This is a genomic window from Halioxenophilus aromaticivorans, from assembly GCF_042850945.1.
GTDB lineage: Bacteria > Pseudomonadota > Gammaproteobacteria > Pseudomonadales > Cellvibrionaceae > Halioxenophilus > Halioxenophilus aromaticivorans.
Window position 1 is genome coordinate 3,970,409 of record NZ_AP031496.1, and the last position, 14,390, is coordinate 3,984,798.

The following is a 14,390-nucleotide window of genomic DNA, read 5'->3' on the forward strand; positions in this document are numbered from 1 at the left end:
TTTATTAAGATCGTGTGTGGGATTCTAACTGGGCAGGGTTTTCGGGGTAGCCCTCGCGTTGCAGAGCTGCGTTCAAGGTCACTCTGGAAACGCCAAAATGCTCTGCCACTTCGGTTTTGGTAATGTCCGGATTCTGCAACATCGCGGCAGCCTTCTTAATATCACCCTTCGACATCTTTGGCTTGCGGCCACCTTTGCGGCCCCTTGCCCTGGCGGCTGCTAATCCAGCCCTAGTCCTGTCGGCGATTAAGTTGTGTTCAAATTCTGCGAGCGCTCCGAACAGGTGAAATACCAGGCGTCCTCCGGCACTGCTGGTATCAATACTCTCAGTGAGAGATTGAAAGGCTATTTCTCTACCTTCAAGGCCGTGTACGATTTCTACCAAATCTTGGAGTGAGCGGCCTAGCCGGTCTAGCCGCCAGACAACTAACGTGTCACCCTTGCGCAGGGTACGCAGGCAGGCCTCAAGCTCTGGGCGAGAGCGGATGCGGCCAGACATTTTTTCATGGAAAATCTCCTCGCAGCCAGCCGCTTTCAATGCGTCTAGCTGAAGGTCAGGGTTCTGATCCTGTGTAGAAACTCTGGCGTAGCCGACTCGCAAAATAAAAGTACCTTTTCTATACAAAGATTACTTTACATAGATTCTTTACGCCAAACAAGGTGGATTTCGTGTTTTTAATGCAAGCACTTAGAATGTAAAGAAAACGGTGGTTAAATTCTCAGGCAAGACTCTCGCATTCTAGACTCGAGCGGTTAGTTATCGCAGCGAAAGCTATGGAAGGATTTAAAGGAAAAGTGCGTGGCAACTAGAACAACAACTAAAAAAGTTTATTATCTCCGAGCGAGGGCTAATCAACAGCCCAAAAACCTGCAGACACTGGTTGAAACGGCAAGAAGTAACAAGCCAACAGTGGCAGATACGGAAGTGACCTTCGGAGGCGGGGATATTGTTCGAATACAGCACTATCGGCAAAACAGTGGGCATGGTGTATACCTGCATTTGACTCGGTACGTACCTGGCGAAAAGGCTCCAACACTTCAACCGAAAGCCGTAGCTGCTGAGGACAACGAGGGCACTCAGCCTGCACCAACTGGGAAAGAGTTCAAGGACGGTGATTGCTACCTGCTAATACAACAGCATCATGTGCTTTTTTGTAGTCATGGAATACATGTTGCAAAAGCCATTCAATACTTGGCCATGCTATTTAAGAAGTGTGATATGGACCAAAGTGGCCGCGAATTCGATGTATCCCCTGTTAGCAACTTGGATAAAGTAAAACTGCTCCAGGAACACGGAGTTCGATCCATTTTGCTTTCGACTAATGCGTTTGATATTAGTTTGCCGGAAGCGGAGCGAGGAAGTTGGATTTCAAGAACTTTTGGCAAGCTATCAGACGAGTTTAACGCGCTGATGGAGAAAGATGACTCGATAGCCGACCAGAAGATTAAGGAAGATCTGTTGGTTAACGTGGAGCTGCGCTTAAATGGTAATACACGTGCTGCGCAGGATACTCAGGACTTTATCGAAGACGTTGCAGAGTCTGTTTTGTCTGACACAGATTCGCCAATAAGCGAGTTCGCTATAGTGACGCAATCTGGCGAGACTGTTAAGCCTGGGAGCATTCGACTGCAGAAGGGCTTCAGAGTGCCTGTGATCGACGGTGCTCTGAGTCATATTTCTATTTGGGACTCAATGGAGAGTTACTATACAGAGCTGAGACAAGGCAACATACTTGAGCAATAGCGAATGAATGTAGATTGGTCAAGAATAGGTTTTTTCGCTGGGGCACTTGCCATATCTGTTACTGCGGGATGGCTGGGTCAGCCCCTGATACATGGGAATAACGACGCCATAGGCGTGATCGTAAATGTATTTTCAATTCTTGCGGGTTTTCTCGTTACGATTATGACGTTGCTTGGTGAGCCAAGTCTTTTCCGTGGTCGTTCTTGGCGCGCAGAGGCTGTACGGCGGAGTAATGTGTACAGGCGGCTTATAAGGCATAAGTGGCTATTCATTGCATATTTGCTAGTTTTGGGCCTCATATTTGCAACATCTCTAGTAACGTATAAATATCCTGAGCATTGCACCGTAATATGGCTTGAGCGAATTTACCTATCGTTAGCGGCACTGGCATTTATCATGTCACTAGTCCTTCCGGGGCGGCTAATGAATTTGCAACTAGCTCGGTTTGACGAAATGGTAGAAAATCGGCGCAAAGGCCACTCAGATGGTGCTGAGTGACCCCTGATTTTAGAAGTTAGTGTCTACACTTTGAAATTCCCTTCAGGCCACAATTCTATGATTTTGAAAGATGTACCTATGTTTAGGGAATATCTGATTAATTGAAGCAAATCGACATGACGGCAATTATTTTCAACAATCAGACGTTCACTTCTCTCGTTAACGCGCTATTCGACGCGTATTTCAATGGTAATGTCGCGCAAGGCGCACATTACCCCAATTTCTGGGCGCACTAGCCCTGTAGTGTGCCCCGCTGTTTCAGTAAATGCTCTTTGGCCATGACCAAGTTGATTAGCGCACAGGTGGCAAAGAGATAATGCCTATTCTTTTCCAACCCCTTGTACCTGACTTTGCGGAATCCAAACTGGCCTTTCATCACGCCAAAGATGTGCTCCACTCGAGCACGGATTCTCGACTTTTTACGGTTAAACTCGCGATCCGCTTCCGTCAACTTCCTGTGGCGGCTGCCTTTCCGCTGGGTCAAATCCAATGCATTGGGCGCTGCTTCCAGAATGGCACTGCCTTTTCCGCTGTAGGCGGAGTCACCGAAGACAAGCTCCTCGTCACCATGCAGCAAATTACCGATAACAACAGAGTCATGAACATTGGCACCAGTAGCAGCCACCGAGTGAATCAGTCGCGTTTCGGTATCGACACCGATATGGGCTTTCATACCGAAGTACCACTGATTGCCTTTCTTGGTTTGGCGCATGTCCGGATCGCGCTGTTTCTTCTTGTTCTTCGTGGAGCTGGGCGCGCTGATAATGCTGGCATCAACGATGGTGCCACGGTTCACTTTCAGGCCATTCTCCTTCAGATACTCATTCACCAGATGGAAGAACTGCTCGCCCAAATTACGTTTCTCCATCAAGTGTCGAAACTTGCAAATGGTTGTCTCATCCGGCGCAGGCTCGGTACCCAAATCAATGCCGACAAAGCGACGCATGGCACGGGAATCGTAAATCGCTTCTTCTGCGGCGGGATCAGAGAGCTGGAACCAGTGTTGCAAGAAGTAGATGCGCAGCATTCTCTCGATACCAATTGGACGACGACCTGCACCTTGTGGATTCGGGTAGAACGGCGTGATGGCATCCACCAATCCCTGCCAAGGGATGATGCGATCCATGTCTTCGAGAAACTGTTCCTTACGGGTTTTTTTGCGGTGTTTCTCGAAGCTATCAGTCAGAGAGAGTTGTTTCATTCTCAAATCTCGGGGCCGGTGAGTGATGTCAGCATTATCGCTCACCGGCGGAATTAATCAGAGTTGCCTTAGAAGGTGCGTTTAGCTTGCAACTACAATGGCCAAAAATCATACTAAAAGCATGAGATTCCCGTTACGGAAGGCCCCATTGCTGGTCGCTCCGGTGGTTCCAGAAAAGGAACCTGCTGCAATATGTCACCTTTCCTATACCTATATGTCACTTAACCCGTTTTATGAGCGATTAAATAAAATTAATCCAGTAATTCCACCGCAAGTTTGGCCAAAGGCACCACCAGCTCTCCCATTTGTAGGGCTTTGGTGCTGGAGGCGTTGCCGGCCAGCGCTCGGCTTTTAACGCCTTGCAAAATGGCGGCAAAACGGAAAAAACTGAACACCAGATAGAAGTTCCAGTGTTCTATGCCGCTAATGCCCATGCGTTGGCAATACTCGGCCACATATTCTTCCTCGCTGGGAATACCCAGTGCGGCTCGGTCTTTGCCCGCCAAACCCGACATTATGCCAGCGTGATCCATACGCAGCTGCATGCATTGGTAGGCTAAATCGGCGAAAGGATGACCCAGCGTGGATAGCTCCCAATCCACCAAGGCCAATACGCGAGACTCTTGCGGGTGGAACATCATATTGTCCAACCGGAAATCGCCATGCACTAAGGATACTCTGCCGTCGTCGGCGGGCATGTGCTGGGGCAGCCAGTCCATAAGCCGTTCCATTTCTGGAATAGTTTCGGTCTCGGAGGCGCGATACTGCTTGCTCCAGCGCCCCACCTGGCGTTCAAAATAATTGCCTGGTTTGCCGTAGTCAGCCAAGCCCACGGCTTCAACGTCCACCGAGTGAAGAGCAGCCAGTACACGGTTCATCTCTTGGTAAATAGCCGCTCTCTGCGCGTTGGATTGCTCAGGCAAGGCCGGGTCCCACATCACGCGACCGTCTATGTATTCCATAACATAAAACATGCTGCCTATTACGCTGTCGTCCTCGCACAGGTGATACATTTTGGCCACCGGAACATCCGTCTCGGTCAATGCTGCCATCACCCGAAACTCGCGGTCCACAGCGTGGGCAGATTTTAGTAATTCACCGGGTGGCTTGCGGCGCAACACGTATTTACCGCTGGCGGTGGTGAGCAAAAATGTGGGGTTGGATTGGCCACCGGCAAATTTCTCCGCCGTAAGCGGGCCTTTAAAACCCTGAATATTTTGCTCTAGATAGCCGGCCAGGGTTTGCGTATCCAGTTGTATGCTTGCTTGATTGGCGGTACTCATTGCGTCACCTGTTTATTTTGATTCTGCGTAACGTTGAATAATTTGTTTGCCCAGAGCCATTTGGTGCACCTGATCCGGGCCGTCGGCCTGACGGCACCAACGAGCGTAATTAAAGCCTTCGGCCATGCAGTAGTCCTCAGTTAAGCCACCGGCACCGTGCATTTGCATGCAGCGGTCGATCACGTTTTGCATCATCAACGGCACGCTGGTTTTGGTTGCGCCAATCATATCAAGAGTGGCCTGCACGCCATGAGTATCAATTTGATGGCAGGTTTTAAGCACTAGCAAGCGTGCCATTTCGATATCGGAAAAACTGCGCGAAATTTCCTCTCGAATGGATTGATGCTTACTTAATTTACGGCCAAAGGTCGTACGGGACTCCACCCGTTGGCAAGCCAGCTCCAAGGCGCGCTGACCGGTGCCGATTAACCGCATACAGTGGTGCATACGGCCGGGGCCCAACCGGCTCTGGGCGATTTCAAAACCACGGCCCTCACCCAGTAAAATATTCTCTGCTGGCACTCGCACATTTTCAAACACCAGCTCGGCATGTCCGATGGGCGCATCGTCGTAGCCCAGCGTGGTAAGCGGCCGCACAATGGTTAGCCCCGGCGTACCCTTGGGCACCAACACCTGAGATTGCTGCAAGTGGCGGCTGCTATGATTAGGATCGGTTTTGCCCATGACGATAAAAATTTTGGTGCGTTCGTTCATGGCGCCGGTAATAAACCATTTGCGGCCATTTAACACCCACTCGTCACCCTCTTTTTTGATTTCCAGTTGCACGTTGGTGGCATCGCTGGAGGCAACCTGAGGTTCTGTCATGGCGTAGGAAGAGCGAATCTCACCGGCCAACAAGGGCTTTAACCAACGCTCTTTTTGCTCGGCTGTGCCAAAGTTCATAAACACTTCCATATTGCCGGTGTCCGGAGCATTGCAATTAAATACCTCCGGCGACCACAACACTCGGCCCATTTCCTCGGCCAAGGGGGCGTAGTCAAAAAACGACAATCCACCATGGTCGCAATATTCGGCGTGATCTTCTGGTACGAACAAATTCCACAAGCCCGCCGCTTTGGCTTCGGCCTTTAACTCATCCATCAACGGCATGGGCGCATAGCGGTTTTCTGCGCTGTGCAATGCATGGGCGTATTTTTGCTCATTCGAGTAAATGTGTTCGGCCATAAACGTTTTTAATGTGGCCAAAAGTTTTTGCGACTTCTCACTGTGTTGAAACATGCTTGCCTCTTACGAAAAAGTAATTGCGTGGGCGCGATCGGCCCGTTGCAGATGGCTGATATCGTTATAACTGTCCAAGGTAAAACCTTGGTGATTGAACAGAAACTTGGTACAGCTGGTATTTTTAATGTGCAGGGTGGTTTGGCGGGTATTGGCATGGCTTAGCTGCAACACATGGGCTAGCACCACGGCAATGGGACCACCGGAGGTAACCACCAAGATTTTTTTAAAGCCTTGGCCGGTTTCGGCTTGAGCGCTGCAGGCAAAATCGAAGGCGGCAACAATACGCTGGCAAAAACTTGCCCAGGAATCCTCGCCATCGGAGGCAATCTCCCCGGTCATCCAATAGGCCAGCGCCTGGCGCATATTAAAGTAGTAATCTTTTTTAGCTTCGCCGGTATCCTGCCATTGATGCGGAAATTGCTTTTGCAGAGGGTCTAACAAGCCCCGAAAGTTGTACTCGTTTAGGCCAGCTTGAACCTCTAGGTTAATGGCTGGCTGCCCCAAACCTTGCACCACACCCTGGGCGGTTTGCCGATGTCGCACCATGCTGCCCATAACGATACGATCGGGCTGGTAGCCCATTTGCGAGAACTGTTCGCCTAGCCATACGGCCTGCTGCTGGCCCAGATCACTGAGCTGATCGTAGTTGGCCGCACCAAAGGATGCCTGGCCGTGCCGGATTAACACTACCTCTGCCATAGTTTGCCTAATGGTTATTGTTTTACCCCATATTAAGCACCAACCACTAATCACTCCAATTTATTTTAGTTATACTTATCCATTCACAGTGTGAATGACTAGGCAGATTCTACTATGCGCTTGGATAAGTTGGATTTAAACCTATTTGTGGTTTTTGACGCGCTCTACCAAGACCGCAGCGTTACCCGCGCGGCGGAACGGCTCCACCTAACCCAGCCGGCGGTAAGCAACGCCTTGGCCCGGTTGCGGCAGCAGTTTGACGACCAATTATTTGTGCGCTCGCCCAGCGGCATGCTGCCCACGCCGGTGGCCGAAGGTATTATTCAAGATGTACGCAAGGCGTTAGCGCTGCTGGGCCGCAGCCTAACCAACAACGCCAAGTTCGACCCCGCCAACGCCAGCAAAACCCTACGGGTGGGCATCCACGACTCCCTGGCTCCCATGGTTTTACCCGTCATTGCACAAGAACTCCACCACAAGGCTCCAAGTATCGATTTACACAGCTATTACCGTGACCGCGCCAATGCGGTAGAAGCGTTGAAATCCGGGGATTTGGATGTATTGCTGGACTCCCCTGCCGTTAACGCCAAAGAGCTTCGCCAGCAGCCCTTGGGTGAATCGCACTACGTGGTGGCCATGCGCAAAGGCCACTCACTGGCAAAGCGAAAACTCGATGTGGAAGCATTTATAAAAAGTAAGCACGTACACGTATCCAGCCGGGCCAAGGGCCGTGGCCAGGTTGATATCGCGCTCAATGCGCTGGGCCTTAAACGCAGCATCAGCGCTCGTATGCAGCAACACCAGCCAGCCGCCGATATCACCGCCAACAGTGATGCTCTGTGGACCACTCCCCTAATTTTACTTAAGGGCACCACTTTAATTCACAAACCCCTACCCTTCGAAGTACCACCACTGAGCTGGAATTTGTATTGGCACCTGAGCGCCGAAGAAGACCCGGCCTCGCAATGGCTAAGAAAAACCATCGCCAATGCCTGCTCTACTCTTTTGCAGCAACACTGAAAAAGGTCTTAACCGGCATACATAGCCCAGACCTATGTTGCTACCCAATATAACTATTTTACTCTACAAGGCCCTTGAGATAGTTTCTCAACTGCGGCGCAGAGCTAGCACAGCGCGCGACCTAGGTGAAAAGCCCAGAGACTCCAAGCGCTTTGTGGCACGCCCCCATGGATTAAAAAAGTAACGTGCAGTATTAGCCTTGTGACTGAGTTCGAAGTTGACGTTTCTGTTAACGCTGCAAGAACAGTTCCACCAAAAAACCAATAAAAATATAAAGCGTTGTTTTATGGCATTATCAAGCTTTGCTAGTAAGTCATCACTGACACTCGGTAAACTATTTTCCTTGTCGCTAATCTTTTCATTTTTAATTTTCTGCTTATCTCTCTCGTCAGTCACTTCAGCGGCAAACACATTAATCATTGGCGAACCTTCGGAAGAACTCACCATACACAGAGACCTTTTTGGCCAATTTTCTGAGCACATCGGCGAAGGAATTTATGGCGGTATTTGGGTTGGCAAGGACTCCGCCATAGAAAACGTCAACGGTATTAGAACCGACGTCGTTAACGCCTTAAAAGCTCTAAAAATACCGGTAATTCGCTGGCCTGGTGGGTGCTTTGCAGATCAATACCATTGGCGCGAAGGTATTGGCCCAAGAGAAGACCGGGTGTCTCGCCTCAACGCTTGGGGCAACATCATTGAAACCAATCAATTCGGCTCCCATGAGTTTATGGAGTTTATTCGTCAAATTGATAGCAAAGTTTATATTAACGTAAACCTGGGTTCTGCTACGGTAAAAGATGCGACCGATTGGCTGGAATACCTCACCGCGGCTGCCCCAACAAGCTTGGCGAAGGAAAGAGCAGAGAACGGCCACCCGGAACCCTACAAGGTTAAATACATTGGCTTTGGCAACGAGGCTTGGGGTTGCGGCGGAGCCATGACTGCCGGAGAGTACTTCAGCCGTTTAAAACGCTATAGCACCTTCGCGTTAAACCTCAACCCTGAGCAACAGTTTTCCGGTATAGATTTGTTATTCGACCGCGGTGCCAGTAACCCTCACGCGATGATCAAAGTCGCCGCCGGCGCCAATGATTTAGACACAGAGTTCACGGAGAAAATGATGCAACTGTGGGCTCAGGCGCCGGGATATCTGCCAATTTTTGATGCTCTGTCGTTACACCACTACACCATGAGCCGAGGGCCAATGTCGGACTCTGCCAGCGAGTTCGAACACTCGGAATACCTCCGGTTTGTGGCGATGGCGCAGGAGATGGATACAATTCTTAAAGCACACAGCGCCATAATGGACAAATATGACCCGGAGCGGTCGGTTGGCCTGGTGGTGGACGAATGGGGTAATTGGTTAAAGCCAGATTTAGCAACTAACCCGGCATTTTTAAAGCAAAACAATACTCTTAGAGATGCCATAACAGCAGGTGTTACACTGAATATCTTTGCCCGCAACGCAGCCAGGGTAAAGATGGCGAATATTGCGCAAATGGTAAATGTTATTCAGGCTATGGTGCTGACCCAGGGCGAAGCCATGATTGTTACGCCAACTTACCATCTTTTTAAGATGTATGTCCCTTTTCAAGATGCGCAGTTATTACCCGTCGACCATAAGCCTGGCACCATCAACGTGGGAGATAAAACCATACCCACGATAGATGCCATGGCCGCCCGTGCCAACGACGGCAGCGTGTGGCTTGCACTCATTAACATAGACTCAGAGCACACGCTGACCGTAGAGCCCGTCTTGGGGACCGTTGCGATAAAAAAAGCCGCAGGGGATGTGTTAACGTCTGCACAGGTAAACGATGCCAACTCATTTAAACACCCCAATCGAGTGAACGCACGCCAGGTTAGCTTCGCCGCTAAGGGCAGTCAACCCTTGAAAATTACCCTGCCGCCCGCATCAGTGAGCGTGATACAACTAAGCACCAAAGCGATTAAATAGCTGCTATTAAAAAATGAATTCCACCAGAGCAGACTGACGTGTTTTACCCTAAGAAGAAGCCAACCGAATTTACGTAAACTCTGCAAACATCGAATGTAGCGGCCCGGGCTTCAGAAGCAACGGGTTCTGAAGCAGGGGTTTCAACCCAAGACGGAAATCAGCTCACTATCACTTAGTGGCGATATGAAGAGGCAGGCACGTTTGGAAGTTTTCCAGATCGTGCTAATCCAGATGGACCAAAACGCCGGTCTTAAGCAATTCATTGGTGGTTGTGTGGTTGCTCTAATGCGCAATTAATGACCGATCGTTCAATAGCTTCATCACCCGACTCTCTACATTTGACGCTCGCCGTCTTTTTTAAGCGGCTATCAAAACCACCTTCATCGATATCGATATAACGTGTCGCGTGAGACACCGATCACGTTGAAGGCTTTAGCCACATTACCCAGTTTTCCGACTAAATTCAGCAAACACGCCTTGTGTTGGGTGATGGGATTGTTAGTATTGATCATGAGAGTCACCTATTTGTTTTGGCTCAAGATAGGACACCGTCATCAAAACGGATACCTATCTCTGTTTCAAAAGGATGTGCTAGATTAGGTTTATACTTCTACGCGGAAGACCTTAGTCAAGAATGTCATTCGCAATATGGTTAGCCGATATTCCCAACTCTATATCCCCTAAAGCTAAAATTCGGCGAGACAATTGATCGGAAAAGTAACGCAAAAGAGCAATATCATGGCTGGCGGAAGCCTGCAACACAAATTGCTCTAGTTTTTCGTCTAATTCTTCTGCATTTCTAGTCTTACCAACAAATGGTATGGCTTCTTCCATAGCACACTGATCCAACTCTCCTTGATAGATATTTAATTTAGCCGAATACGCAAGTAATCGCCCTAAGCAGCGCTTCACGGCACGCTGATCCACTGTTTCGTCGGATAGCTGAGATTGAAAATCAATAAGCATTGTATCCAACGCTGTGCGTGAACTTTTTTGTGAAGATAAGGCCGCAGGCGAAAGATATTCTATTCCAAGCTTTCTCGCCAATGCATTTAATAAAGTTCGTCTCAAAGCGAAGTCCCACTCGATATATACATCATGAGGATCACCCGGTTTTGGATTCTTTAAAGCGCCAGCAAATTGCATACACGCCACAGTAGAGAATACTATCTGATGGAATCGGACAATATCGGTGTCTACACGTTCACCCGTTATCTCACCGTAGTAAGCGATTAACGTTGATATACGCTCGCCAGTGGGTTCGTATGAATCTCGCATCGCCATAGTCGCAATATCCACCATAGGGTCTCCAACCATGGCGAATTCAAAATCGTACAATGCAGTAACCTTACCATTTTCGAATAAAAACTGCCCGGCGTCGAAAGCGACAAAACTCGGCGAATACCGATGCTTTGGAATATTATTTTTTAACCAGCGAATAGCAAATTCTATCAGCGGGTCAGGCGCTGATTTACTTTTTAAATATAATGGCATGTACGCGTTGAGACCGGCCAAGGCAACGGCTTCTGCCCCCTGTGGAATATCCAACCCAATACTGGCGAATGACTCCAACGGAAGCTTGTGAACAGCCGCCATGGCATCGATGTATTGATGTGCGATCGAGCTGCGTTGCTCATCCGTTGTGGCTTGCGATACGTCTCGAGTACCTGGCACCGCCTGCATTATGATCGCCACAGGATCTTCGCACATACCATAGATTTTTGGCACGGGAATACCCTGATTGTACAACGCTGTAATGATATCAGCTTCCCGTTTTAGCTCAGGGAACGGAACCACATCGCTCTCTCGGTCGCCACGTACGTATAATTTTATCTCACCCTCGGCTGTATCAACGTCTACAAACCACGATCGCCGCCAGCGTACTTGGCGATCAACGTTAGTCACTGTGCCGTGTAGCAAAGTCTCTATGCACTTTACTATCTTTTGCTCTTCTAGTGGTAGATTTTGCGTATGCATAAAAGCACCTCTTTGTTAAAAAAAAAGCCGCAAAGTATTTCATTTGCGGCTTTTAATCATCCTAAGTTAAACAATTCCAAACAGCCCAAAGAAAGGCATGAAGAATGCACGGTAAAATATTAGAAGTTATAGCGTGCCTCTAATCCCCACAATCGAGGTGGACCATACACAAAGGAATCCAAACCTAATGGACGGCTAGAGATGGAGGACGATATTCCGTACTCTTTATCAAACACATTATTAACGTAAAGCGCCACGTCTATGGAACTACCGGCCACACCACGTAAATCGGCACGAATATTGGTTAACGAGTAAGAAGGAATTTCTGTGTCGCCTTTAACCGCTTCTGATGTGCTGTAGTAATTGGCATTAAACACTAACTCTTCGACAAACCCCTCTACAGGAATAGAATAGTTTATGTTCGCTTGATAAACGTTGTTGGTGAAATACAGGAAAGGAATCGCACCACCGATTCTGCTCGCAATAAATGCATTATCTTGATCATAGATTTTATCAATATCAGCATCTTGAACAGTCGCGTTAAAGCTAACAGACAAAGCGTTCGTCAGACGTGCAACGACTTCGAGGTCGACACCACTTACGCTGGTATCACCAACATTTAATACGACGGCACCCCCTGTTGGATCATCGGTGGCATCGCAATCACCATCAGGTGTTAAGGTGACCCCCTCTGTACAAACACTTGGCGTTGTCACGCCCCCGGCCAAATCCGCCTGGGCGTTCTCATACTCTCCTTGGAAGTAAGAAAGGTTGGTTCGAACGGGTATACCACCCAGATTCCAATCGGCCTTTATTCCCAATTCAAAATCATCCACTTCTTCGGGATCAAATGTTTGATAATCGGCTAAATCACCGTCAAAAATTGGGCCATTAGCGCCACCAGCACGATAACCATGCCGTAAAACGGCATAGGTGAATACGTCGTCCGTGGCTTGCCAATTTAAACCAAACGACCAGGTAGTCGCGTCAGAACTCTCGGTAACTACCGCTGAGTTCAAAATTTGTGACGTATCCCCATTGCGACAAGTACTCTCATCAAACAACACAGGATCGCTACCCAACCAAGCTGGAACCGCATCTGACCCCAAACAAAGCTCAAATTCATCCTCGGTGTAACGTAGGCCTACTTCGACCGACAAGCTATCGGTCAAGTCATATTCACCGTGAAAGAAGATCGCTTCGGATTCGTCCGTCAGGAAAAAGTGCTGGCCACCACCATTGGTGTACGCCGTCTGTAGCCCTGCGACAGGGTGATTAAATTGGAACTGCGTCTGAAAAACAGTGGTCGAGTTAATTTGTCCAGCGCCGTCAGGCTCGGCCTTCAGATAAAAATAACCAACAATCCAGTCAAGCCGGTCATCAAAGGAATGACCTCGTAACTGAATCTCATTGCTGATTTGCTTGGTTTGATCAATCAGACGAGCCTTTACAATAGACGTCTGCGCACTGCCGGGAACATAGAGCGGGCCCAGTGCGGGGTCTGCAGATAATGCTGCTTCCATTACCGGGCTGTTGAAAGTACCCAAACCGTCAATATTGGGAGCGTAGTCAAGATCGGTTTCCTGGTACCCAAAAATATTCAATAAACTTAAGCTTTCGGTAAATTCGAACTCGGTGCGGTTAACAACTGTAAGCCGCTTATTTCTCTCGTGCTGTGCAAATGCCGATGTATTGGTGCGCTCATCTAGACCGTCCACTTGTGCAATTACGTCGTCAACAACACCTAGTGCATTAAGCCCGGAAGGCTGAAAAACAGACACCGGATGAATGTTAAACCCATCATTATCACTTTCGAAGTGATCTACGATCAGTGTATTGGTAAAGGCGCCAAACTCTGCTAGCAACGAGAAACGTAAAGCTTCGGTATCTACTTTGTCGAGATCCCCACCCACACCGATATTATCGGTATAACCGTCTCGCTTGTTGACGTCCGCAGCTATGCGCGCGGCCAACTTATCCTCTATCAACGGCACGCTTACCGCACCTTGAATGCGTTTCTGATCGTAACGCCCAGCGGTAACACCCACATAACCTTCTAGCTCGTGGCTTGGGGTTGTCGGCGCATATAAGATCGCACCACCGGTGGTGTTACGACCAAACAATGTACCCTGGGGGCCTTTCAGGATTTGAATGTTAGCCATATCAACCTGTGGCACCGCACTACCCCACGCTGGCTGCGGTACTTCAGCAAAATAACTGACAACAGCCGGTGACGTTGTTCCGATTAATCCTTTGGATTGGCCTCGAATAACGTAAAGCGGGTTTTGTGGACCACCACTTCCCCCAAGAAAGATGCCGGGTACGGCTTGTTGCAAATCGGTGGTGCTGGTAATTGTTGCTTCTCGTAACGCATCCGCGTCCAGCGCTGTCACGGTAACAGGCACCGACTGCACACTTTCATCGGTACGACGAGCAGTAACAATAACTTCTTCTAATATCAGCGCGCTGTTTTCTTCCTGAGCAAATGAGTTAACGGAATGAAAACTAACAGCGATGATAGAACTTGCAAGTAAGTTGGTGCGGAATGCACCCTGGCGTTTCAGTGTATACATACTCTCTATCTACCCTATCCTATTCCTTCATAAATTATTTTTTTAATAAAAAGAGGAGTTACATCTTTTTTATATTAATTGACGCTACGTAAAACGAATGCGCCGATTGAGCCACCCAAAGACCTATAGTGATGTTAAAGTTTGGGCTGTGATGTCTGTATTCAGGCTCCAACAATTAATTACGAGCAAACTA

Annotated in this window: 11 protein-coding genes; 3 read left to right on the top strand and 8 right to left on the bottom strand. The window is 48.7% G+C overall.

Annotated elements, in window-relative coordinates:
* Positions 1–4: 4 nt before the first annotated feature.
* On the bottom strand, positions 5–601 hold the full coding sequence (locus tag ACGHM3_RS17040; RefSeq protein ID WP_345425497.1) for a recombinase family protein: 597 nt from the start codon (positions 599–601) through the stop codon (positions 5–7).
* Positions 602–799: 198 nt separating this feature from the next.
* Between ACGHM3_RS17040 and ACGHM3_RS17045 the strand changes: the two genes are divergently transcribed.
* A complete protein-coding gene (locus tag ACGHM3_RS17045; RefSeq protein WP_345425500.1) occupies positions 800–1,744 on the top strand; it encodes a hypothetical protein in 945 nt (314 codons plus the stop codon).
* A gap of 730 nt (positions 1,745–2,474) precedes the next feature.
* Here the strand turns inward: ACGHM3_RS17045 and ACGHM3_RS17050 are convergent.
* The 4 genes from ACGHM3_RS17050 to ACGHM3_RS17065 all read right to left on the bottom strand — a co-directional run bounded on the left by ACGHM3_RS17050 (position 2,475) and on the right by ACGHM3_RS17065 (position 6,667).
* Positions 2,475–3,443: an IS5 family transposase gene (locus tag ACGHM3_RS17050; RefSeq protein WP_273033597.1), complete on the bottom strand. Its 969-nt coding sequence runs from the start codon at positions 3,441–3,443 to the stop codon at positions 2,475–2,477.
* 251 nt (positions 3,444–3,694) lie between these two features.
* The gene (locus ACGHM3_RS17055) at positions 3,695–4,726 is read right to left on the bottom strand and encodes a phosphotransferase (RefSeq protein WP_345425510.1); all 1,032 of its coding nucleotides are present in this window, start codon (positions 4,724–4,726) and stop codon (positions 3,695–3,697) included.
* Between the two features lie 12 nt (positions 4,727–4,738).
* Positions 4,739–5,965, bottom strand: coding sequence for an acyl-CoA dehydrogenase family protein (locus tag ACGHM3_RS17060; RefSeq protein WP_345425513.1), 1,227 nt, complete (start codon positions 5,963–5,965; stop codon positions 4,739–4,741).
* A gap of 9 nt (positions 5,966–5,974) precedes the next feature.
* Positions 5,975–6,667: a histidine phosphatase family protein gene (locus ACGHM3_RS17065; RefSeq protein WP_345425516.1), complete on the bottom strand. Its 693-nt coding sequence runs from the start codon at positions 6,665–6,667 to the stop codon at positions 5,975–5,977.
* 114 nt (positions 6,668–6,781) lie between these two features.
* On the opposite strand from ACGHM3_RS17065, the gene ACGHM3_RS17070 reads away from it, so the two are divergent.
* Both ACGHM3_RS17070 and ACGHM3_RS17075 read left to right on the top strand, forming a co-directional pair.
* Positions 6,782–7,687, top strand: a complete 906-nt coding sequence (locus ACGHM3_RS17070; protein ID WP_345425519.1) for a LysR family transcriptional regulator — start codon at positions 6,782–6,784, stop codon at positions 7,685–7,687.
* A gap of 286 nt (positions 7,688–7,973) precedes the next feature.
* Positions 7,974–9,647, top strand: coding sequence for an alpha-L-arabinofuranosidase C-terminal domain-containing protein (locus ACGHM3_RS17075; RefSeq protein ID WP_345425522.1), 1,674 nt, complete (start codon positions 7,974–7,976; stop codon positions 9,645–9,647).
* A gap of 380 nt (positions 9,648–10,027) precedes the next feature.
* Here the strand turns inward: ACGHM3_RS17075 and ACGHM3_RS17080 are convergent, their stop codons facing one another.
* The 3 genes from ACGHM3_RS17080 to ACGHM3_RS17090 all read right to left on the bottom strand — a co-directional run bounded on the left by ACGHM3_RS17080 (position 10,028) and on the right by ACGHM3_RS17090 (position 14,197).
* Positions 10,028–10,159 carry a helix-turn-helix domain-containing protein gene (locus ACGHM3_RS17080; protein WP_390517305.1) on the bottom strand — a complete coding sequence of 44 codons (132 nt, stop codon included), beginning with the start codon at positions 10,157–10,159 and terminating at the stop codon, positions 10,028–10,030.
* Between the two features lie 112 nt (positions 10,160–10,271).
* Positions 10,272–11,624, bottom strand: coding sequence for a phosphotransferase family protein (locus ACGHM3_RS17085; RefSeq protein ID WP_345425525.1), 1,353 nt, complete (start codon positions 11,622–11,624; stop codon positions 10,272–10,274).
* 119 nt (positions 11,625–11,743) lie between these two features.
* On the bottom strand, positions 11,744–14,197 hold the full coding sequence (locus ACGHM3_RS17090) for a TonB-dependent receptor domain-containing protein (protein WP_345425527.1): 2,454 nt from the start codon (positions 14,195–14,197) through the stop codon (positions 11,744–11,746).
* Between the last annotated feature and the right edge of the window lie 193 nt (positions 14,198–14,390).

What these genes read in the sequence shown, in the direction of transcription:
- ACGHM3_RS17060 (WP_345425513.1), bottom strand. Translation starts at nt 5,965, where the DNA reads ATGTTTCAACACAGTGAGAAGTCGCAAAAACTTTTGGCCACATTAAAA.
- ACGHM3_RS17090 (WP_345425527.1), bottom strand. Translation starts at nt 14,197, where the DNA reads ATGTATACACTGAAACGCCAGGGTGCATTCCGCACCAACTTACTTGCA.
- ACGHM3_RS17075 (WP_345425522.1), top strand. Translation starts at nt 7,974, where the DNA reads ATGGCATTATCAAGCTTTGCTAGTAAGTCATCACTGACACTCGGTAAA.
- ACGHM3_RS17065 (WP_345425516.1), bottom strand. Translation starts at nt 6,667, where the DNA reads ATGGCAGAGGTAGTGTTAATCCGGCACGGCCAGGCATCCTTTGGTGCG.
- ACGHM3_RS17055 (WP_345425510.1), bottom strand. Translation starts at nt 4,726, where the DNA reads ATGAGTACCGCCAATCAAGCAAGCATACAACTGGATACGCAAACCCTG.
- ACGHM3_RS17050 (WP_273033597.1), bottom strand. Translation starts at nt 3,443, where the DNA reads ATGAAACAACTCTCTCTGACTGATAGCTTCGAGAAACACCGCAAAAAA.
- ACGHM3_RS17080 (WP_390517305.1), bottom strand. Translation starts at nt 10,159, where the DNA reads ATGATCAATACTAACAATCCCATCACCCAACACAAGGCGTGTTTGCTG.
- ACGHM3_RS17085 (WP_345425525.1), bottom strand. Translation starts at nt 11,624, where the DNA reads ATGCATACGCAAAATCTACCACTAGAAGAGCAAAAGATAGTAAAGTGC.
- ACGHM3_RS17070 (WP_345425519.1), top strand. Translation starts at nt 6,782, where the DNA reads ATGCGCTTGGATAAGTTGGATTTAAACCTATTTGTGGTTTTTGACGCG.